2 protein-coding genes are annotated in these 25,572 nt (G+C 49.6%); one reads left to right on the plus strand and one right to left on the minus strand.

What is annotated here, in order from left to right; translation table 11 throughout:
* Nucleotides 1-23,730 (plus strand): non-ribosomal peptide synthase/polyketide synthase, encoded by a 23,730-nt coding sequence (locus E0698_RS19030; RefSeq protein ID WP_192512578.1) that lies wholly within the window; start codon nt 1-3, stop codon nt 23,728-23,730.
* Nucleotides 23,731-23,840: 110 nt separating this feature from the next.
* On the opposite strand, the gene E0698_RS19035 is transcribed toward E0698_RS19030, so the two are convergent.
* On the minus strand, nt 23,841-24,875 hold the full coding sequence (locus E0698_RS19035; RefSeq protein WP_192512579.1) for an alpha/beta hydrolase: 1,035 nt from the start codon (nt 24,873-24,875) through the stop codon (nt 23,841-23,843).
* Nucleotides 24,876-25,572 lie beyond the last annotated feature (697 nt).

The raw sequence follows: 25,572 nt of genomic DNA on the forward strand, positions 1-25,572 counted from the left end.
ATGAATGACATGCAGTTATATGATTTAACAAATGCGCAGAAGCGTATATGGTATACCGAATTACTCTACCCAGATACGTCAGTGTCACAGCTTTCCGGTACAGCTAAGATGAAGGGGCATATCCATATCGCTGCCTTCATGCAGTCCATTAATTTGATTATCAAACAGTATGATGCGTTCCGCATTCGTATTACCTCAGTGGATGGAGTGCCTCAGCAGTACGTCGTTCCTTATGAAGAGAGACAGTTGGAGTGCCTGGATCTTACCCACTATGAAAGTGCATCTGAGGTGGAAGCCTTACTTGAGCAACATAAAAACAAACCCTTGCCCCTGCTGGATTCCGAGCTCTTCCAGTTTTTAATTGTGAAGATTAGCGAGGAAGAGTATTGGATTAATACCAAGATGCACCATATTATTTCTGACGGAATATCAATGGTGGTCTATGGCAATCAGCTGACAGCGTTTTACATGCAGATCATTCAAGGAAATGAACCGACGCTGAATGACGATTGCTCGTATATTCAATATATTGCAGATGAGAATGCATATGAGCTTTCTGACAGATACCAAAAGGATAAGGCATACTGGCTGGATAAATTTTCTGATTTGCCTGAGCTTACGGGTTGGAAGTCATATAATCCGTTATCTTTAAGCACCCACGCCGTTCGGGAGCATTTTACCGTACCAGAAGTGCTATATCACGAGCTGCAAGCGTTTTGCCAACAGAACAGGATTTCTTTGTTCCAGTTCTTCATGGGTGCGATGTATATCTACATACACAAAATGACGAATCAGCCGGATGTGGTGATTGGAACTTCGTTCGCTAACCGGGGGAACAAAAAAGAGAAGCAAAAGATAGGTATGTTCGTCAGCACCGCTGCTGCCAGAACATACATCAAAAAGGATATGGATGTGTTGAGCTTCCTGCAGGATGTAGCCAGAGATCAGATGTCAGTCCTGCGGCATCAGAAATATCCATACAATCAGTTAATTCAGGATCTTAGAGAAATGCATGGTAACAAGGATATTCAGCGGCTTTTTGGCGTTTCAATGGAATATCGTCTTATCAATTGGGTTGATTTGGATGATGTGCGTATTTTGACGGATTATGATTTCTGCGGGGACGAAGTGAACGATTTCGTGCTTCATATCGTGGAGATCCTGGATGAAGGCGAACTGGTACTGGATGTCGATTATCGGACGGAGCTGTTTGAACGCAGTGAAGTTAAGGACATGGTTTCCCAGTTGCTTACGATCGCCGAGCAGATCATTCATTCACCTCAGCTTTCTATCGCAGAGGTAAACTTATTGGGTGAACCAGAAGAGCAATCCATTTTGGCTCTTTCGGAAGGCGCTGCAGTCGATTATCCACGTGAGAAGACCATCCATGGCTTATTCGAGGAACAAGCCGAGCGCACGCCAGATCACGTAGCCGTTCAGATGGACGAGCAGAGCATTACATACCTAGCTCTAAACGAGCGGGCTAACCAACTTGCGAGATATTTGCGCTCCGAGGGAGTAGGAGCAGATACGCTCGTAGGGATTATGGCTGACCGTTCCTTGGAGATGGTCATCGGCATGTTGGCCATTTTGAAAGCAGGTGGTGCCTATGTACCGATTGACCCCGATTATCCCGAAGAACGTATCCATTATATGCTGGAGGATTCAGGTGTCCGTCTGTTGCTCACCCAAAGTCATCTATGGGAGAGCAACACTTTTGACGGAAAGCTTGTGAGTCTGGACGAAGCTGCAACGTATACAGGAGATGCTTCCAATCTGGAGAGCATTTCGGGACCAAGCCATCTAGCCTATGTTATCTACACGTCGGGTACGACCGGCAAGCCGAAGGGCACACTGATTGAACACAAAAATGTAGTTCGACTGCTCTTTAACGATAAAAATTTATTTGATTTCAACTCTCAGGATACGTGGACGCTGTTCCATTCGTTCTGCTTCGATTTCTCTGTTTGGGAGATGTACGGAGCGCTTCTTTACGGAGGGAAATTGGTGATTGTTCCATCTCTCACAGCCAAGAGCCCAGCAGCTTTCCTGGAGTTGTTGAAAGACAACCAAGTCACCATTTTAAATCAGACGCCGACGTATTTTTATCAGGTGCTACAGGAAGAATTAACGCACTCTTCGACAGAGCTTGGCCTTAGAAAAATCATTTTTGGTGGAGAGGCCTTAAGTCCGTCTCTTCTGAGAAACTGGCGGGTCAAGTATCCTGATGTGCAGCTGATTAATATGTACGGAATTACGGAAACAACGGTCCATGTCACCTACAAGGAAATCACGGAACGTGAGATTGAAGCGGGGAAAAGCAATATTGGCACAACAATCCCCACACTTAGCGCTTACATTCTCGATGAGCAAAGACGCCTGCAGCCTGTTGGGGTTCCGGGAGAGCTATACATTGCGGGGGACGGTCTTGCCCGTGGGTATTTGAATCGGCCGGATTTGACGTCTGAGAAATTCGTTGAGCATCCGTATCGGGCGGGAGAGCGGCTGTACCGAACTGGGGATCTTGCTCGTTGGTTGCCTGATGGCAATATTGAATATTTGGGGCGGATCGACCATCAGGTCAAAATTCGCGGCTACCGAATTGAGCTTGGCGAGGTAGAAGCCCAAATTCTCAAGGCTCCGAACGTACGGGAAACGATTGTCCTCGCACGGGAAGACGAACAGGGCCAAAAATTGCTGTGCGCCTACTATGTAGCCTCCAGTGATCTTTCGCCGGGGGAATTGCGGTCTCAGCTGGCGGCGGAACTCCCCGCTTACATGATTCCTTCTTATTTTGTCCGGCTGGAGCAAATGCCGCTTACGCCAAATGGCAAACTGGATCGCCGTGCGTTGCCGGCTCCTGAAAGCAGCGTACAATCCGGCGAGGCTTATTTGGCTCCGAGAACTGCTGTGGAAGCTCAGATGGTACTCATCTGGCAAGATATCTTGGGAGTTGCCCGCGTCGGTGTCAGAGATAATTTCTTTGAAATTGGGGGTCACTCTTTGCGGGCAACAGTGCTCGTTTCACGGATTCACAAAGAATTGGGATGTAGCATTTCGCTGCGTGAGGTGTTTCAGTCACCTACGGTCGAATCCTTGGCGCAACTTGTGAAAAAACACATTCCGACCATGTACGAATCCATCCCACAGGCAACGGAAAGCGAAGCTTACCCAGTGTCCTCAGCGCAAAAGCGGTTATACGTGCTGAGACAGATGGACGGGGGAGAGCTCAGCTACAATATGCCAGGGGTCTTCACAGTGGATGGACCGTTGGATCGCACGCGGCTGGAGTCTGCGTTCCAGGCACTGATCCAGCGTCATGAATCCCTGAGAACCGGCTTTTATATGCAGGATGGAGAGCTTGTTCAGCGTGTGCATAGGAATGTGCCGTTCGCGTTGAACTACACAGAGGCTTCTGTGGAGGAGACGGATACGCTCATTCACAGCTTTATTCGTGCCTTTGATCTGAGCCAGGCTCCATTACTGCGTGTTAGCTTGCTGAAGCTCCAGGAGGAGCGTCATCTGTTGCTGTTTGATATGCATCACATCATTTCAGATGGGGTTTCTATTCAAATATTGATAGAGGAACTTACTCATTTGTATCAAGGAGAACAGCTACCAGAGCTGCACATCCAGTACAAGGATTATGCCGTATGGCAACGGGAACAGTCAGAGAACCAATGGCAAGATCTTGAGGAATATTGGCTGCAAGCCTTTGAAGGGGAGTTGCCGATATTGGATTTGCCTACAGACTTCCAACGACCTTCGGTTCGGAGCTTCGAGGGTAGCCGAATTGATTTTACATTGGATGAGTCTGGAAATAAGGCGATACAAGAGCTTGCATCCCGTACAGGTACTACACTGTATATGGTATTGCTGGCCGCTTATTCGGTACTACTGCACAAATATACAGGACAGGAGGACATCGTCGTAGGTTCTCCAGTAGCCGGAAGACCGCAGGCTGAGCTTGAGGGCATCATCGGGATGTTTGTCAACACACTGGCCTTGCGCAGCTACCCGGCAGGAGATAAAACCTTTCATGATTATCTTCTGGAAATCAAGGAAACAGCGCTCAAGGCGTTTGAGCATCAGGATTACCCTTTTGAAAAATTGGTCGAAAAGCTGGGCGTAGGACGTGATGTCAGCCGCAATCCGCTCTTTGACACCCTATTGGTATTACAAAATACCGAGCAGGAAGAGCAGGAAATGGACGGAGTGCACTTTACTCCTTACTTGATGGACACCGTCACAGCCAAATTTGACCTGTCCCTCAATGTAGAGGAGAAGGGGTCAAAATTAGCCTTTGGCCTCGAGTATAGTACGGCTTTATATCGACGTGAAAGTGTAGAGCGACTTGCAACGCACTTGCTTCGGGTTCTGCACGCAGTCTCAGCCAATCCTCAGTTGCAACTGGCCGAGATAGAAATGATCACACCGGAGGAGAAAGTACAGATCGTTGAAGTATTTAACGCGACATCGGCTCCTTATCCAAGGGACAAGACCATTCATGAGCTGTTCGCAGAACAAGTCAAGCGTACACCAGAGCAGACGGCGCTTGTATTCGGCGATGTCCAGCTAACGTATCTTGAATTGGAAGACAAGGCGAGCCGACTGGCCCAAACACTGCGTCGTTTGGGAACGTTGAGGGAGCAGCCTGTGGCCGTGATGGGCGGACGAAGCATCGAGATGGTCATTGGTATGCTCGCGATACTACAGGCGGGTGGAGCCTATGTGCCGATTGATCCTGATTACCCGGAAGATCGGGTTCGTTATATGCTTAATGATTCCGACGCCAAGCTATTATTGGTGCAAAAGGGCGAGCTTATAAATGTAGACTACGGTATACCGATTGTCGATCTTAGCAGTGAAGAGGCTTATTCAGCTGAACCTGCCCAGCCGGAGACGGCTCAGGGATCGCAGGGGCTTGCTTATGTCATCTATACATCGGGTACGACGGGTAGACCGAAGGGCGTTATGGTGGAGCACCGGAACGTGGTCCGTCTGGTCAAAGAGACTAACTATGTGGAACTGAATGAATCCACACGAATTTTGCAGACAGGAGCCGTGGCCTTCGATGCTTCTACTTTCGAGATATGGGGGGCGTTGCTTAATGGCGGACAGCTCTATTTCGTAGAGAACGACGACATCCTGATTGCTGATAGGCTCAAAGCGGCTATTGCCAAGTACGGGATTACGACATTGTGGCTTACTTCACCGCTTTTCAATCAGCTTTCCCTGCAGGATGAGTACCTGTTCAGAGGGCTAAAAGCATTGTTAGTCGGTGGTGACGTACTGTCCCTATCTCATATGAACCGTGTAATCGAGGCTAATCCTGATCTTGTCCCTATCAATTGCTATGGTCCGACAGAGAATACGACCTTCTCCACCACCTACAAGATTCCGGGTCGTGCCGAAGGGGGTGTGCCGATTGGTCGCCCAATTAGTAATTCGACCGCTTATGTGGTCAATGGATCGCTGCAATTACAGCCTATTGGTGCTTGGGGTGAACTCATTGTCGGTGGTGAAGGTGTAGCGCGCGGATATCTCAATCGTCCTGATCTCACAGCAGAGAAATTTGTTCCTAGTCCTGTGAAGGACGGAGAACCCTGCTACCGAACTGGGGATTTGGTACGCTGGCTTCCAGATGGTAATTTGGAGTTTAAAGGAAGAATTGATGAGCAGGTCAAAATACGCGGTTACCGCATCGAGCTCCCTGAAATCGAGGCCCAACTGGCCAAGGTGGAGTCAGTAATCGACGCCGTAGTGGTCGTTCGCGCGGATGAGCTTGGAGAGAAGCAGCTTTGTGCTTATTATGTGGCGGATCGTACGCTCACGGCAGGCGAAGTACGTCTTTCCCTATCGCAGGTACTTCCGAGTTATATGATCCCGTCCTATTTTGTGCAGTTGGATCGTATGCCATTAACGTCGAACGGAAAAGTGGACCGCAGATCTCTGCCGGCTCCTCAAGTGGGTGCGCATACGGGACGGAAGTATACGGCTCCCCGTACACCGGCGGAAGAAGCCTTGGCGTCTGTTTGGCAAGGTGTGCTGGGTGCCGAACAGGTGGGTATCCATGACAATTTCTTTGAATTGGGCGGAGACTCCATAAAGGCCATTCAGGTGTCGTCACGGTTATTGCAGGCCGGCTATCGGTTAGAGATGAAGCAGCTGTTCAAATCGCCAACCATTGCCGAGCTAGGCGCGGAGATACAAACGGCTGTGCATATGGCTGAACAGGGAGTTGTGCGTGGAGCGACTCGCTTGACTCCAGTCCAACAGTGGTTCTTTGGACGGAAGCAGGCAGAGCCTCATCACTTCAATCAAGCGGTTATGCTGTATCGTGAACAGGGGTTTGAGGAAAAGGCCTTGCATCAGGTACTGAGAAAACTCGCTGAGCATCATGACGCCCTTCGCATGGTTTTTCGTCAGACAGAGCATGGCTACGAGGCTTGGAATCGTGATCTTGAAGAAGGAGAGCTATATAGCCTGTTCACCGCTGATTTACGGAATGAATCCGATCCGGTTGCAGCCATTGCAACGCTGTCGGATGACATTCAGCGCAGTATCAATCTGGCAGAAGGTCCGCTGCTGAAGTTAGGACTTTTCCATTGTCAGGATGGAGACCACCTTCTGATCGTGATCCACCATTTGGTGGTGGACGGAGTATCCTGGCGGATTTTGTTCGAGGATATTGCAGCAGGCTATGAGCAGGTGATTCAAGGACAAGCGCTGGTATTCCCGCAGAAGACGGATTCCTTCCGTGACTGGGGAGACGCCCTTGCTCGTTATTCGGAAGGTCCTGAAATGGAGACTCATCGGGCGTATTGGAGAGAGCTGGAGGATCAGCCACTCGAACAGTTGCCGAAGGATGAGACTGTGGAAAGCCTTCTTTTACAGGATAGCAAAGTGGTAACAGCACAATGGACTATAGAAGAAACCGACCAATTGTTGAGAAAAGCCCATCGTGCTTATCAAACAGAGACGAACGATCTGCTATTGACCGCTCTGGGCATGGCGGTATCCAAATGGTCTGGCATCGGAAAGGTTGCTGTGAATCTGGAAGGACACGGTCGTGAGCCGATTATACCGAATATCGACATCACCCGTACCGTTGGGTGGTTTACAAGTCAATATCCGGTGATTTTAGACCTGGGGGATAACCCGGAAGTGGCCTCCTTGATCAAGTCTGTGAAAGAAGGGCTGCGCCGAATTCCGAACAAAGGTATTGGCTATGGGTTGCTCAAAACGATGGCAAGTCAGTTGAATGTAGACAGCTTCAGCTTGCAGCCTGAGATTTCTTTTAACTATCTAGGGCAATTTGATCAGGATTTGCAAGGAAGCTCGTTGCAGATTTCGCCTTATCCAACTGGAAGCGCGCAAAGCTCGTTGGAGGAACCGGCCTATACGCTAGATATCAATGGCATGGTGACGGACGGGGCACTTTCTCTGACGATTACTTATAACGGAAAACAGTATAAGTCATCTACGATGGAACAGCTCGCTGGATATATTGAAGAAAGCCTGCGAGAGCTTCTCCATCATTGCGTAACTCAAGAGAGAGCGGTATTGACACCAAGCGACGTGCTTGCGAAAGGGCTGAGTATTGCCGATTTGGAAGAGCTTTCTAAGCAAACCAGCCACATAGGCGATATTGAGAATGTATACAGTCTGACACCGATGCAGAAGGGCATGCTGTTCCATGATATGTTTGAGCCGCATACAGGTGCCTATTTTGAGCAGGCTGCCTTTGACTTTAAGGGTAGCTTTGATCCGAATGCCTTCGGACACAGTCTGGATGCAGTGGTGGAGCGTCATGCCATCCTGCGCACGAACTTTTATAGCGGATGGGGCAGCGAGCCGTTGCAGGTTGTATTTCGGCACAGAGGCGCTAAATTGGTGTATGAAGACCTGCGGGAGATGAATGCATCGCAGCGCGAAGCTTACCTGAAGACATTTGGTGCTAAGGACAAAGCACTGGGCTTCAACCTGGCTGAAGACGAGCTTCTCCGTGTATCGATTTTACAAACCGATGAAGAGAGCTTCCGTCTCTTATGGAGCTTTCACCACATCGTCATGGATGGGTGGTGTGTTCCGTTAATTACGCAGGAGGTATTTGAACACTATTTTGCCCTCCTGGAAGGAAGAGAGCCGCAGCTGGCGGAGGTTCATCCGTACAGTCGATATATCGAATGGCTGGAACAGCAGGATGAAACAGTTGCGTCCAACTATTGGAACCGATATCTGGCCGGTTACGAGCAGCAGACGCTTTTACCTCAAGTCGGTGGAGCAAGTAAGGGAGAAGGCTATGTAGCAGAAAAGCTGAATTATCCTCTCAGTAGGGTATTGACTGAGCGCCTTGAAAAGGTGGCCAGGGATGCTCATGTCACGGTGAATATATTGCTGCAGTCTATCTGGGGCATTGCGCTTCAACGCTATAACGGTAGCCGGGATGTCGTGTACGGAAGTGTAGTATCAGGCAGACCAGCAGAAATTCCGGGCATTGATCGGATGATCGGTTTGTTCATCAATACAATTCCCGTTCGTGTGAAGACGGAAGAAAATCTCCCCTTCACAGTTCTGATGAAGCAGCAGCAGGAACAATATATGGCTTCTCATATGTATGACACCTACCCGCTGTTTGAGATTCAGGCTCAGACCGATCAGAAGCAGGATCTAATCTCACATATTATGGTATTTGAGAACTATCCTGTTGAGGAGGAGGTAGAGCGTCTGGGTGGTGGCGAGGCTGCCTTTGAGATTGAGGAGGCGGAGCTTCTTGAGCAAACGAATTACGATTTTAATTTAATTGTCCTCCCTGGCGAAGAGATGAGATTGCTGTTCCAGTACAATGCACTTGTTTATGATCAAGTGACGATTGAGCAAATCAAGGGACATCTGGTTCACCTCATGGAACAAATTGTAGAGAACCCTGCCATTTCCGTGGATGCACTAGAATTAGTCACGCCGCAGGAGAGAGAACAGATTCTGAACGTATGGGGAAATACAAAAGGCATTTACGAGCACTGTAACACGTTCCACGGGCTGTTGGAGGAACAGGCGGGACGAACGCCGGATGCGACTGCCCTTTGGTTCGAGGATGAGATGCTAACCTATGCCGAGCTCAATGCAAAAGCCAATGGACTGGCGAGAAGGCTCCGTACTCAGGGAATCAAGACGGGAGATCTGGTGGGACTGATTGCTGAACGGTCGCTCGAAATGATCGTTGGGATCTACGGCATTATGAAAGCCGGGGGTGCCTATGTTCCAATCGATCCAGAGTATCCGAAAGAACGAATCAGTTACATGCTTGAAGATTCCGGGGCGAAGCTGATCCTTACACAGGCCCATCTCTTGGAGCATCTCGGATGGACGGAAAATATTTTGCTGCTGGATGAATCATCGTCCTATGATGCCGACACCTCGAATTTGGAGGCTACTGCTGGCCCGGATGATCTGGCTTACGTGATCTACACTTCAGGTACGACGGGTCAGCCTAAGGGCGTATTAGTCGAGCATCGGGGACTACCGAATCTTTCGGACGTATACGGGACACACTTCGAAGTTACACCGCAGGATCGGATCGTTCAGTTTGCAAGTCTGTCGTTTGATGCATCGGTTTCGGAAATTTTAACGGCGCTGAGCCACGGGGGTGTTCTGTGCATCCCTTCTACACAAGATATTTTAGATCATGCCCTGTTCGAGCAGTTCATGAACGATAAGGGAATTACGGTAGCGACTTTGCCACCCGCTTACGCTATCCACCTTGACCCGGAGCGTCTGCCAACACTGCGGTGCCTGCTAACCGCTGGATCGGCCGCATCGGTCGAGATGATCGAAAAGTGGAGGAAGCATGTAGGTTACTCTAATGGCTATGGCCCAACGGAGAACTCCGTATGCACCACAATCTGGTCTGTCCCAGACAGTGAGGAAGCAACGGATATTGTATCTATTGGACGACCTATTGCTAACCATAGTGTGTACATCTTGGATGACCATTTTAGATTGCAGCCTGTCGGTGTAGCTGGAGAGCTATGCATTTCGGGTATTGGGTTAGCACGAGGGTATCATAACCGGCCTGAGTTAATGGATGAGAAGTTCGTGGACAATCCGTTTGCTCCAGGAGAGCGTATGTATCGGACGGGTGACCTGGTTCGCTGGTTACCGAATGGAACCATCGAGTACTTAGGTCGAATAGATCACCAAGTCAAAATTCGCGGCTATCGAATTGAGTTGGGTGAGGTCGAAGCACAAATGCTCAGAGTGCCGTCCGTTCAGGAAGTCGTAGCCATGGCTGTAGAGGGCGATGACGGCTACAAAGATCTAGTCGCTTATTTCGTAGCCGCTCAGAAACTTGAGGTATCCGAGCTTCGGGCTGTTCTGTCGGAGATGTTACCTGGATATATGATTCCTTCCCGCTTTATGCAACTGGAGGACATGCCTCTGACGTCGAACGGAAAAATCGATCGAAAAGCGCTGCAGGGCGAGCGTGGATGGGCAGCGGCTTCATCTGAGGCTCCAAGGACACCTGTGGAAATTCAATTAGCCGAAATCTGGCAAGAGGTGCTGGGTGTAGAGAGCGCGGGAGTGAAGGATAATTTCTTCCATTTTGGAGGTCATTCACTGCGTGCAGCCCTGCTAGTCTCACGAATTCGCAAGGAAATGAATCGCGAGATTAGTCTGAGAGCAGTGTTCGAGTCTCCTACTATTGAAGGATTGGCTCGTGCCATTGAGGGCTATACACCGCTGAATTTCGAAGAAATTCCTACAGCGGGAGCGAGAGAGCATTACCCATTGTCCTCGGCTCAAAAACGACTGTTTATTCTAAGTCAGCTGGAAGGTGGAGAGCTGAGCTACAATATGCCGGGTATCCTTACGGTTGAGGGAGCTTTGGATCGGGAACGGCTGGAGCAGGCATTCCGTCGTCTGATTCATCGTCATGGTTCGCTGCGTACTCGTTTTGTGACTGTGAACGGTGAACCTGTACAGCAGCTCCTGACGGATGTTCCGTTTACTGTGGAATATGCGGAGTTGAGCGAGGAAGAGGCAGGAGCTACCCTTCAGCAGTTTGTCCGTCCTTTCGATCTAGGTGTAGCTCCATTGCTGCGGGTTGGCCTTATTCGAATTGCACATGAGCGCCATTTACTATTGTTTGACATGCATCATATTGTCTCAGATGGGGTTTCTATGAATATTCTCATAGAAGAGTTTCTCCGCTTCTACCAAGAGGAGGACGTATTTCCTGAGCTACAGATCCAGTACACAGACTATGCTGTATGGCAGCAAGAGCAGCTCGGAAGCGAGCGTCTTAAGGCCCAGGAAGCTTACTGGCTGGATGCTTTCCGCGGAAGCTTGCCAGTGCTGGATTTGCCAGGAGATGAAGTTCGTCCTGCGGTGCGAAGCTTTGCGGGCGATCGAATCGACTTCCAAATTGATTCTTCTCTGAGTGCTTCACTTCAGGAGCTGGCTACCCGAACGGGTTCCACTCTGTTCATGGTACTGCTGGCAGCCTATACAGCGCTCTTGCACAAGTACACAGGTCAGGAAGATGTCATTGTCGGTTCACCTGTGGCAGGAAGATCCCATGCGACACTTGAAGGCCTCATCGGTATGTTCGTCGGCACAGTGGCACTTCGTACTTATCCAGAAGGAGAAAAGCCTTTCGAGGCTTATCTGCAGGAAGTGAAGGAAACAGCGCTGCGGGCCTATGAAAACCAGGATTACCCGTTCGAGGAGCTGGTAGAAAAGCTGGAGCTTCAGCGTGATTTGAGCCGTAACCCGCTATTTGATACCATGTTTGTCCTGCAAAATATCGAGCAGGGAGAACAAGAAATAGAAGGATTGCGCTTCACTCCTTACGATAATGTACATCCGGCTGCCAAGTTCGATCTCACGCTGACCGTGAGTGAAGAAGCAGACGGGGCATTGAACTGCACGCTTGAGTACGCGACTGCGATCTACAAGCAAGAGACTGCTGAGCGGATGGCAGGCCACTTTGTACAGCTTATTCGGGAAGCCATCGCCAATCCGGGAATGCCGTTGTCATCCCTTGATATCGTGACACCTCAGGAAAAATCAAAGCTGATGCAGGAGTCGGCCGAAGCCAGAGCAGATTATCCTCGTGACAAGACGATTCATGCGTTGTTCGAGGAACAAGCTGCTCGTACTCCGAATGCAGTAGCAGTCGTATGTGAAGAGGCAACCCTGTCCTACAGCGAGCTGAACGAACGGGCAAACAGACTTGCCAGAACGCTCCGCGAGCGTGGGCTCCAACCAGATGGTTTGGCTGGAATCATGGCGGATCGTTCCCTCGAAATGGTCGTCGGGATTTTGGCCATTTTGAAGGCGGGCGGAGCTTACGTCCCTGTGGACCCTGAATATCCGGAGGACCGCATTCGCTTTATGCTGGAGGATTCAGGAGCCAAGCTACTGCTGACACAAGCGCATCTGGAGAAACGCGTCTCCTTCGCCGGGGACATCATCAATCTGAACGAGACGGCTTCCTACAAGGAAGATATCTCAAACCTGAAGCCTGCAGCCGGACCGGAGCATCTTGCCTACGTCATCTACACATCGGGTACGACAGGCAAGCCAAAGGGAACGCTGATCGAGCACAAAAATGTAGTTCGCTTGCTCTTTAATGATAAAAATATGTTTGATTTCGGTCCTCAGGATACGTGGACACTGTTCCATTCATTCTGCTTTGACTTCTCCGTATGGGAGATGTATGGGGCATTGCTGAACGGAGGACGTCTGGTCATCGTTCCGTCGCTTACCGCGAAGAGTCCGGATCGTTTCTTGCAATTGCTTAAGGACCAGAAGGTCACCGTCTTGAACCAGACGCCGACATACTTCTACCAGTTACTACAGGAAGAGCTCGGTCATCAAGCGGCAGAACTGAGCCTCCGTATGATTATCTTCGGTGGAGAGGCATTAGCCCCGGCCCTGCTCAAGGACTGGAGAACGAAGTATCCGCAAGTGCAGCTCATTAACATGTACGGCATTACCGAAACGACCGTGCATGTAACCTACAAGGAAATTACAGAGTTGGAAATTGAACAGGGCCGCAGCAATATCGGCACCACGATTCCGACGCTGCGAGCGTACATTTTGGATGAACAACGCCGTCCACAGCCGATTGGCATTCCAGGTGAACTCTATGTGGCGGGCGTAGGTCTGGCGCGAGGTTATCTGAACCGACCGGAATTGACGGAAGAGAAGTTTGTCGCTCATCCGTTTGAAGCGGGCGAGCGCATGTACCGCTCAGGTGACTTGGCACGCTGGTTGCCGGATGGCAGCATGGAGTATTTGGGACGGATTGACCATCAGGTTAAAATCCGTGGTTACCGTATCGAGCTGGGCGAAGTGGAAGCGAAGCTGCTCCATGCTCCGTCTGTAAGGGAGGCCGTTGTGCTCGCCCGGGAGGATGGAAGTGGACAAAAAGTGCTAGTCGGCTATTTCACTGCCGATCAGATGCTGACGGTAGGCGAGTTGAGAAAAGCCTTGGCTGCTGAACTGCCTGCTTATATGATTCCATCTTACTTTATGCAATTGGAACAGATGCCTTTGACGCCAAATGGCAAGCTGGATCGCAAGGCGCTTCCCGCTCCGGAGGCCAATGTGCAGACAGGATCGGTTTATGAACCGCCAAGGACGAAGGCTGAGGAAGCTTTGGCTTCCGTATGGCAAGGTGTGCTGGGAGCGCAGCAGGTCGGCATCCATGATCATTTCTTCGATCTGGGTGGTGACTCCATCAAGGCGATCCAAGTGTCCTCGAGATTGTTCCAAGCTGGATATAAATTAGAGATGAAGGATCTCTTCAAATATCCGACAATTGCCGAGCTAAGCCCGTATCTTCAGGCAGCTGGACGTATAGCGGAACAGGGTGAAATTAAAGGTGCAGCAGAGTTAATGCCAATTCAGCGTTGGTTCTTTGAACGCCATACAGCGGAGCCGCACCATTATAATCATGCCGTCATGCTCTATCGGAAGGATGGCTTTGATGAGGCTGCACTCCGGTTGACAATGGACCAAATTGCGATCCATCATGACGCGCTGCGCATGGTTTTCCGGCCTACAGAAGCTGGATACGCAGCTTGGAATCGGGGAACGGACGAAGGCGAGCTCTACACATTGGACATTGCCGATATGCGGCAGGCGGAAGACCAGACAGCTGCGGTTCAAGCCCAAGCTGATGCCATTCAGGCAAGCTTTGACTTGGAAGGTGGCCCACTGTTCAAGCTAGGCCTGTTCCATTGTGACGATGGCGATCATTTGTTGATTGTCATTCATCACCTCTTGGTTGACGGCGTATCCTGGCGCATCCTGTTTGAGGACATTGCAGCGGGGTACGAGCAGGCATTGAATGGACAAGCAATCGTCCTTCCACAAAAGACCGATTCGTATCTTGTATGGTCTGAGCAAGCGACGAAGTATGCAGCAGGGCCTGCTCTGGACAAGGAGCATGCATACTGGCAGCTGATCGAGGAGGCGATTTTGGCCCCACTGCCGAAGGATGAGGATCAGAAGCCGGGCACCATTCGGGATACTGAATCGGTTACGGTAACGTGGTCTGCGCAGGAAACAGACCTGCTGTTGCGACAAGCGAACCGGGCGTATCATACGGAGACGAATGATTTGCTCTTGACTGCTCTGGGGGCAGCCGTTCAGCGCTGGACAGGCATGGAGCGGATTTTGGTCAATCTTGAAGGGCATGGACGGGAAATGATCGTATCAGACCTGGATATTACCCGTACCGTGGGCTGGTTCACAACCCAGTATCCGGTTCTGCTGAACCTGCAAGGCGGACAGGAAGTATCTGCGCGAATCAAGCGCATCAAAGAAAATTTGCGAGAGGTTCCGCACAAAGGAATCGGCTACGGTCTTCTGAAGTATATGGCACCGGAGAAAAGTGTCGGATTCGGCGCAGAGCCGGAGATTTCCTTCAATTATCTTGGGCAGTTTGATCAGGATTTGGAGGGTAATGCCCTTAGCCTATCCACATATTCAGTTGGTAAGGCGCTCAGCGATCTCACACCACAGCAATATGCTCTGGATGTGAATGGCATGATTGCCGAAGGCCAGCTATCACTGACGATTACGTACAGCAGCAGGCAGTATCGTAAGGAGACGGTGAGTCATTTTGCTGAATTATTACAGTCAAGCCTTAGTGAGGTCATCCGGCATTGTGTGGCTCAGGAGCGTTCACAGCTTACGCCAAGTGATGTTCTGTTCCAGGGATTAACATTGGAGCAGCTTGATCGACTCACGGCGCAGACGGCCCACATCGGAGAGATTGAGGATGTGTACAAGCTGACGCCAATGCAGAAGGGAATGCTGTTTCACAGCTTGCTGGAGCCGGACTCCTCTTCATACTTCGAACAGGCAACGTTTGAGCTGCGTGGCAGATTCGATGTAGATATCTTCTTCGAGAGCTTCCAGGCTTTGGTGCAACGACATGCCATACTACGTACCGGCTTTTACAACAACATTGCTGATGTACCGCTGCAAGTTGTCTTTAAGCAGCGGTTAATCCCTCTGCACTACGTAGATTTGCGCGACGCATCTATGCAGGAACAAGAAGCCCGGATCAAGGCTTACACGGCTGAAGATATGGTTAAGGGATTCAGCTTGTCAGAAGATCCGCTGATGCGAGTGACCGTCTTGCAGAAGGATCAAAGCTGTCTTGTATTGTGGAGCTTCCACCATATTGTCATGGATGGCTGGTGTATCCCGATCATTACACAGGAGCTGTTCGATTATTATTCTGCCAAGAAACAGCAAGTACAGCCTGTCCTGCCGCCAGCTCAGCCCTATAGTCGTTATATCGAGTGGCTTGATGCACAGGATGATCAAGAAGCTTCAACGTATTGGAGCCAATATCTCGAAGATTATGACGGGAATACTGTATTGCCGGAAGGTAAAACGAAATCTCAAGCCAAAGAAGCGGGCTATGTTCTAAAAGAGCATGTTCTCCATCTGGGTGCATCGTTGACCGGTAAAATGGATGTTGTCGCGAAGCGTAATCACGTGACTGTCAACACACTCATGCAGACAGCTTGGGGTCTGATTCTTCAACGTTATAATGCCAGCTCGGATGTCGTTTTCGGCGGCGTTGTGTCGGGTAGACCTGCTGAGATTGCAGGGATCGAAAATATGGTGGGTCTGTTCATTAATACAGTACCTATCCGTGTACAGTCATCCAAAGACGAAGCCTTTGTAGAGGTGATGAAACGTACACAGGCACAGTCATTGGCTGGTCGTGCCTACGATACCTATCCACTGTATGAGATTCAGGGGAAAACAACCCAAAAGCAGGACCTGATTTCTCATATTATGATCTTTGAAAATTACCCGCTCGACGAGCAGGTGGAGCAATCGGGTAATCAAACGGAGGACAATCTCGAAGTCGCCAACTTCACCATGTTTGAACAAACCAACTATGACTTTAACCTGGTTGTGATTCCAGGCGAAGACATCAAGGTGTGCATTCGCTACAATGCCTCGGTTTACGAGCAAGAAAGCATTGCACGAATCGGAGGACATTTGTTGCAGATGCTCGATCAGGCGGCTGCTCGTCCGCAAGCGACTATACAGGAACTGGAGATTGTAACATCTGAGGAACGGGTGAAACTGCTTGACTGGGGCGGCAAGGCCCATACCTATCCAAGTGATCAGGGTCTGCATACCTTGTTTGAAGAACAGGTTGTCCGTACGCCTGATAAGATTGCGGCTGTAAACGGGGACATCCAGATCACGTATCGGGAGCTGAACGAGCAGGCGAACAGGCTGGCCTCCACCTTGATAGCCCAGGGACTACGGAGTGAACAAGTGGTAGGTCTGTTGGCAGATCGGTCTGTAGAGCTGCTTGTCGCTATCATGGGTGTGCTCAAAGCGGGCGGAGCCTATGTGCCTATTGATCCTGAATATCCGCAGGAGCGGATTCAGTATATTCTGAAGGATTCTGGCGCTGAAATTTTGCTCACACAGAGCCACCTGACGGAGTTGGCCTCTTTTGAGGGAACGGTTATGGAGTTGGATACGCCGCACATCTATGGAACCGAGGTGGATAATCCCAATATTCCTGTGGGAGGAAACGATCTGGTGTACTTAATCTATACCTCGGGTACAACAGGAAATCCGAAGGGAACCATGATTAACCACAAAGGAATCGTGAACTACATCTGGTGGGCCAATAAGGTCTATTGTGCCGGGGAGCCAACGGATTTCCCGCTGTACTCATCCATTTCGTTTGACTTGACGATGACATCAATGTTTACTCCGTTAATAAACGGAGGAATAGTACGGATTTATGATGGTATAGATAAAGCGGAGGTTGTTCAGCATATTTTGCGCGAAAATGCGGTCGATATTCTCAAGCTGACGCCAACGCATCTCAGTCTGATAAAAGACATGACCATTCCAGCGGAAAGTCGTATTCAGCAACTCATTGTGGGCGGAGAAAATCTGACCACACATTTATCGAAAACCATCACAGATCTCTTTGGCGGCAACATCAAAATCTACAATGAATATGGACCAACCGAAACAGTCGTCGGCTGCATGATTCACCTGTACAATCCTGCAAAGGATACGCGTGAATCTGTACCGATTGGATTGCCAGCAGATAATATATACATCCATATTCTGGATGATCGGCTCCGTCTCGTACCGTTAGGCGTGGAGGGCGAAATGTACATCGCCGGGGACGGGGTAGCCCGTGGATATCTGAACCGTCCTGAGCTTACCGCAGATAAATTTATTAGAAATCCGTTCGCCTCGGAAGGAAATATGTATCGCACTGGGGATTTGGCTCGTCGCCTTCCTAATGGAGACATTGAGTACATTGGACGCATTGACCATCAAGTTAAAATACGGGGCTATCGTATTGAGCTTGGTGAGATTGAGGCCAAGCTGCTGGACATTCCACTTGTCGAGGAAGCTCTCGTTGTTGCGTGGGCAGATGCTCATGGGCAGAAATCGCTGTGTGCTTACTTCGTAGCTGATCGCGAAATGTCTGTCAGCGAGCTGAGAGACGAACTGTCTGCCGGACTGCCTGCATATATGATTCCGTCTTACTTCGTCCAACTGGACGTGATGCCTCTGACACCGAATGGCAAGCTGGATCGCAAGGCACTGCCTGAACCGAACTCGGGTATAAAGGCGGGAGCAGACTTTACCGCTCCGCGGACGGATGTGGAGAACATTTTGGCTTCAATCTGGCAAGGTGTACTCGGCGTGCCGCTTGTCGGCATACATGATAATTTCTTTGAGCTTGGAGGTGACTCGATCAAATCCATTCAAGTATCATCAAGGCTTCTCCACGCAGGCTATAAGCTTGAAATGAAGGATTTGTTCGGTTATCCGACAATTGCAGAGCTGGCACAGCGCGTTAGTGTGGTCAGCCGAATTGCGGACCAAAGCGAGGTACACGGAGCGGTAAGACTGGGACCTGCCCAGCACAGATTCTTCGATGAACAGTCGATGGATCTGCATCACTTTAATCAGTCGGTCATGTTGTACCGACGGGATGGATTCAATACCGATGCGCTCGCCGAGGTTGTTCGGAGAATTGCAGAGCATCATGATGCTTTACGACTGGTGTTCCGCCAAGGAGAGCAGGGATTGGAGGCCTGGAACCGGAGCGTGGGTGAGGGTGAGCTCTATAGTCTCCAAATCCACGATCTGCGGGATGAAATAGACCCGGCTTCAGCAATAGAAGCAGGTTCGGAAGCCATTCAGCGAAGCATCTCTCTGGAGAATGGACCTCTCTTTAGACTGGGTCTGTTCCGCTGTGCGGAAGGCGAACATCTGTTGATCGTTATTCATCATCTGGCTGTGGATGGCGTATCCTGGCGTATTCTCTTTGAGGACCTGCAGGAAGGCTACGAGCAGGCAGCACGTGGAGAAGCAGTCAAGCTTCCACAGAAGACGGATTCGTATCGTGCATGGGTTGAGGGAATCACACAATATGCGAATAGTCCGGCGGCTGAACAAGAACGCAGCTATTGGACAGAAGTAGAAGGAGATGGCTTTGTCCCTCTTCCAAAAGACAAGGTAGACGGCGCTCTTCTCATCAAAGACAGCGAGGCTGTCACGGTGAGATGGTCACCAGAAGAGACAGAGCAGTTCCTGAAAGAAGCGAACCGCACTTACAATACGGAGGTTAACGATCTGCTCCTGACGGCTCTGGGTATGGCTGTTCGCGAGTGGACGGGAATCGAACGTGTAGGCATCCTTCTGGAGGGACATGGGCGGGAGCCTGTTGTACCGGAACTGGATATTACTCGCACAATAGGCTGGTTTACAAGTCAATACCCTGTCGCCCTTGAGATGGGAGGGGAATTGGAGATCGGCGCCAGAATCAAGCACGTCAAGGAAGGCTTGCGTCGTATCCCGAACAAAGGTGTCGGATATGGTATTTTGAAATATTTAAGCGACGGTTCCGATGTCTCCTCCTTCTCGGCTGAACCTGAGATTACCTTCAACTACTTGGGACAGTTCGACCAGGATCTTGCAGGAGGGATGATGGAAGTATCGTCTTACTCAGTAGGACCTGAGGTCAGTGAGCAGATGGTGCAGCATCAGGCATTGAACATTAATGGACTGATTGCCGAAGGACAGCTTCAACTTTCGGTCAGCTATAATCGTCATCAGTTCCACGGGGAGTCCGTGGCTAAGTTTGTTGGCATCCTGAAGAACCGTCTCAGCGAAGTCATTGGACATTGTGTAAGCAAGGAAAGAACAGAACTTACACCAAGCGATGTACTCCTCAAAGATATCAGCTTGGAAAAAATCGAGGAGTTAGAAGAGCAGACACGACATATCGGTAGTATTGAAAATATGTATAAACTGACACCGATGCAAAAAGGAATGTTGTTCCACAGCTTGCTGGAGCCTCATTCGGAAGTCTACTTTGAGCAGGCCAAGTTTGAAATTCAGGGAGCATTCTATCCTGAGGATTTCAAACGTAGCTTAAAATATCTGATGAAACGGCATGCCATATTGAGAACCAATTTCCATGCCGGGTGGGGCGATTTCCCTATTCAGATTGTGTTCAAAGAAAGAGCGTGTGACTTCGTATACGAGGATCTACACGAGCTGGAAGCCGATGAAATCCAAGCGCGTCTTGCAGCTTATACTGCTCAGGACAAAGCAAGAGGCTTTAATCTTGCTGAAGAAGCGTTGCTGCGTGTTGCTATTCTACGTACTGCAGAAGAGGCTTACCATTTGCTGTGGAGCTCTCATCACATCATTTTGGATGGATGGTGTATGCCGCTTGTGCTCCAGGAAGTGTTTGAGACGTATGGGGTTCTGCGTGAGCAAAGGGAGCCTGAGCTTCCTGCAGCTGTATCGTACAGCCAGTATATTCAATGGTTGGAGAAGCAAGGCGAGGAAGAGGCATCCTCTTACTGGAGAGGGTACCTGGAAGGCTACGAGCAGCAGACGAAGCTGCCACAGGCCATCACACAGCCATCGGCAAAAGCAGAAGCCTACGTGTCGGAGAAGCTGGTATTCACGTTGGATGCGGAATTGACCGATCGCCTGGAACAGGTGGCCAAACAGCATCAGGTGACGATGAATACGTTGATGCAAGCAGCCTGGGGAATCGTGTTGCAGCGCTACAATAGAAGCCAGGATATCGTCTTCGGAAGTGTAGTATCGGGAAGACCTGCCGAGATTCCGGGCATCGAAAGCATGATCGGTCTCTTCATTAATACAGTTCCGGTTCGGGTACAGGCCGAGGGAAGCGATACGTTCTCCCATGTGATGAAAAGACAGCAGGAATTATATTTGGCAGGACATGCTTATGATTCCTATCCGCTCTATGAGATTCAAGCACAGAGCGAACAAAAGCAAGATTTGATTTCTCATATTATGGTGTTCGAAAATTACCCGGTAGAAGAGCATCTGGAAGAGAAAATTGCCAGTGAAGAGGCAGAATACAAAATTACGGATGTTCAGATGTTTGAACAGACGAATTATGATTTTAACCTCATTGTGCTGCCGGGCCGTAATCTGGAGTTCTTGTACCGTTACAATGCCCGCGTCTATGATCGGGAGAGCGTGGAACGAATTCAAGGACACTTGACGAGAATTCTGACAAGCGTTTCTGTTCAACCTGCTATCCGTATTGATGAGCTGGAGCTGATCACGCCAGAAGAGAAATCGCAGATTATAGAGGTGTGGGGCGATACAGTAGCTCCTTATCCGCGTGAGCAGACCCTTCACGGTATATTTGAGGAAAAAGCAGCGCTCACACCGGATCGTACAGCACTTGTTTACGGAGAAACGGAGCTTACCTATGGAGAACTTCATCAGCAGGCGAACCGCCTTGCACGTACGCTGCGTGCCCAAGGGGTCAGACCAGACCAACCGGTCGGCATCATGGTCGAGCGCTCGCTTGAGATGATCATTGGTATTCATGCCATTCTCAAAGCTGGCGGGGCCTATGTACCAATTGATCCGGAGTTCCCGGAAGATCGTATTCGCCACATGCTGGAGGATTCGGGGGCGAAGCTTCTGCTGACGAAGAACCATCTCAAAGATCGCTTCCCGTTCACCGACACGATCCTGGCACTTGATGATCCGCAGGCGTATCATGCGGATAGCTCGAATCTGGAGCCAATTGCGGGGCCGGAGCATCTGGCGTATATCATTTACACGTCAGGTTCAACCGGCAAGCCGAAAGGTGTAATGATTGAACACCGCTCTGCCGTCCATACGCTGAGTCAGTTGGAAGCTGAATATCCGATGTTGGCAGGCGACCGTTTCCTGCTCAAAACGACATTCACCTTTGACTTCTCCGTGCCGGAGCTGTTCTGCTGGTTCTTTGGACAGGGGACTCTCGTGATCCTGCAGCAAGGCGTGGACAAAGACCCGATGGCACTGCTAGAGGCCGTGGATACGAACCGTATCACGCATCTCAATTTGGTGCCGTCGATGCTCAGTGTGCTCGTTCAATACTTGAAAGAAAGCGGCACCCAAGGATTCCTTACTCTGAAATACCTGTTTGCCTGCGGCGAGACGCTGCCTGCCAAACTTGTGGAAGAGTATTATAAAGTATCTCCTTACGCAGTACTGGAAAACATCTACGGTCCTACGGAAGCAGCCGTATATGCGACTCGGTATACAACGAGTCTTGAGACTGCGGCTCTAACGCATGTGCCTATCGGCAAACCGTACGCTAACGTCCAAGTATGGATGATGGACAGCGCTTCTCAGGTATCACCGGTGGGTGTACCGGGAGAACTCTGCATTGCAGGCGAAGGGGTAGCGCGAGGGTACTTCAACCAACCAGACCTGACGGCAGAGAAGTTCATTCCTCACCCGTACAAACCGGGAGCACGGATTTACCGGACGGGCGATTTGGCCCGATGGCTACCAGACGGGAATATTGAGTATTTGGGACGGATCGATCACCAGGTAAAAATCCGGGGTTACCGCATTGAGCTGGGAGAAGTGGAAGCACAAATTCTTAAAGTGCCATCTGTGCAGGAAGCGGTTGTTCTTGCACTGGCTGATTCCACTGGAAGTACTCAGCTTTGTGCATACTTTGTGGCCGAAGAGGGGCTTGCAGCGGGCGTACTACGCGAGGCACTGGCCAGCGAGCTGCCAAGCTACATGATTCCGACTGCTTTCGTACAGTTGGCACAAATGCCGCTGAATCCGAATGGCAAATTGGATCGCAAAGCGCTGCCGGCACCGGAAGCACTTCTGCGGAGCACAGCGGAGTATATCCCGCCGCGCACACAGACAGAAGTAGAGCTAGCGCAGATTTGGTCCGAGGTGCTCGGCGTGCAGGAAATCGGGATCAGGGACCACTTCTTCGAACTTGGGGGCCATTCCCTGAAAGTATTGGGATTGATCCAAAAGATCTCAACCGGCATGGGTGTTCAGCTTCCGCTCCAAGTCGTGTTTAATCTGCCGACTGTTGAGCAAATGGCCCATGAAATATCCAAGCTGCGGGCAACAGCCGCTCCTGATGAAGAGGAAATGGAAATTATCCACTTCCCAGGGAAAGGAACGCTTAAAGTGTTTTGCTTCCCTCCTCGGGTAGGCTACTCTCTGGGGTACTATGAGATGGCCAAGGAGCTGGAAGGACATTGCGAGGTGTTCGGGCTAGAATTTATCGGCGATCGTTTCCAGGGCCAAGACATGCTGGATCGATACATGGCTGCCATCGTGGATATTCAAGCTGAGGGTCCATATGTCTTCCTGGGATACTCACTCGGAGGAAATCTGGCCTTCGAGGTGGCCAAAGCCATGGAAAGCCGAGGTCACCATGTCAGCGATCTTATTATGGTGGATGCTATGAGAAAAATGTCCAAGGATGAATCGACACCAGAGCAGCTTGAGGAGATTGTCGAGACGGTGCTGGACAGCATTGGGGACCAGTACAAATCATTCCTCGCCGATCCAGCTGACAGAGCGCGAGTCAAAGACAAAATGTTGATTTACTCCATCTACCGCAATGAGCTTATTAACGCAGGTGGAGTTCAGGCGAATATCCATGCCTTGGTTGCAGAGGACGATAGTATTGGTCCGGTGACATCATCAGATAAACTGCTATGGCAACAGGCAACGCTTGGTCAATACGAAGAGTATGGAGTCATCGGTACGCACGATGTGCTGCTTGATTCCGGTTATATCGGGGAAAATGCTAAAGTGCTGAGACAGATACTTGGCAAGGTCGCAGAGACCTCATCTAAAAACAAGCCCATTTTGTCCTAAGCTCAATCAAGCATAATAAGTGTTAGGCAGCAAAGACGCCCGGATTCCTTTATATAGAAGGAACTCGGGCGTCTTTTGTTTTTTTATGCTGTCATTAACATATAAAGTCCCTAATCATCTGTGTATGCTTTATACATGGCTGACTGAAAGTGACTGGTGTCGGTGATGAGTTCACGGATTACTTGGATGACAAGCTCCGGTTGATCATGGATAATCATATGCTCGCTCTTCTTGGCAACAATAAATTTGCTGTTTGTAGAGATGTTAAGCATCTCGCGCTGTCCAATTTGCCAACTTTGTTCGATCTGATCATTTCCGCGTTTACTAATACCGAACTGAGTCAAATCTTGTTGGATCCCCCGGGCAATCACACGTACAGGGAGGTTACCCAGATGCTGTCCCCGTATGGCATCTTCGGTAGTGCTCGCTAGATCACCCTCCTCCGCAACAGATCGGAAGTATTTAGAGGAAGCGACAATATTCACAAAAGATTTTCTATCTTGATATTCGACCCGACCCGTTAGCATAAAATTGGGGAACAGGCGAAAAGCCCCTGACTTTTCTAGGAGAATGGATATTAACGGGGAGGGATTGACCTTAGGTCGTTCCTTGTCATAGATCTCATTTGTCCGGCGAGCGTCATTCTCAGGCCTGGCATCCACCAGAACCAATCCTGCCACTTCGTCTTTGTATGTCTGCGCGTACAGTCTTGAGTACATCCCTCCGAGGGAATGGCCTACCAGAATATAAGGAGCTTGGATGTCTGCGTTTTTTAAGGCGACATGAAGCTCTCGAACGATGTTTTCCCCAGTTCGTGGAGTAGCAGCCTCCTCGCTCCAGGCATAGCCTGCCCGGTCATAGGATACAACGGTGGCGAATGATGACAGCTTTTCGGGAATATCTCTCCAGGACAGGCTACTTTCCCCACTCCCCGATTCAAGCAGTATGGTCGGAGAGCCGCTACCAAGTTTGTGAATATGAAGTCGATAGCCCCCGGCGTCGACCATTTCCCCCAGAGGGGGGTACTGCAATTTATCCTGTTTGGATGCAATCCACTCATACACAAATCCAGAGATAACGACAAGCAGTAAGCAAGAGATGATAAGAGTCACAATTCTCGTCCATGTTCGCCTTCGTTGCTTCATTGTAAAAATCTACTCCTCCATAATGTAATAATTAATCATCACCTAATGTCATATGAAACAAAATTGCTTTCGTGTGGTTTGTGGCTTGCTGAAGATTTCATGTAAACTATCAAAATGAAGTTGCGTAATATCCGCCTACTCTCTATTAGAGGGTGGGTGGTTAGGCGATGGCGTTCTCTTATCATGTTTACCCATCCTTTCTTTGTCAAATCATCAATATTAAAGAAAAATCAGACTTTGAACTTGAATTGTAATGAGTAACCAGGTATTTCGAGGCAAACAATTTAATAAAAAAGGTTGCATTTAAATACCTAGTATGATATATTCTAATTCCGGCCAAGAAATACAATATTGTGAGCGAGTGTTACAAAAAAAGATTTTAAAAAATGCTTGCAAAGTTGGTTCGGACATGATAAGATATAAGAGTTGATAAGGCGACGAGCTGAGTCGGCGAAAAAGAAATGTTTGATCTTTGAAAACTGAACAACGAGTGAGTAAATGATTTTGTTCGCAAAATCAACCATGAAGATTTTGGTGCATACCGCAAGGTTGTATGAAATCGGAGTGTGAAAGAGATATTTTTATCTCGTCAGTTTCAAAATGAGCATATCGCTCTTTCTATATACCAACTTCGGTTGGTCTTTAATGGAGAGTTTGATCCTGGCTCAGGACGAACGCTGGCGGCGTGCCTAATACA

It is taken from the genome of Paenibacillus sp. 23TSA30-6, from assembly GCF_014858585.1.
Taxonomy (GTDB): domain Bacteria; phylum Bacillota; class Bacilli; order Paenibacillales; family Paenibacillaceae; genus Paenibacillus.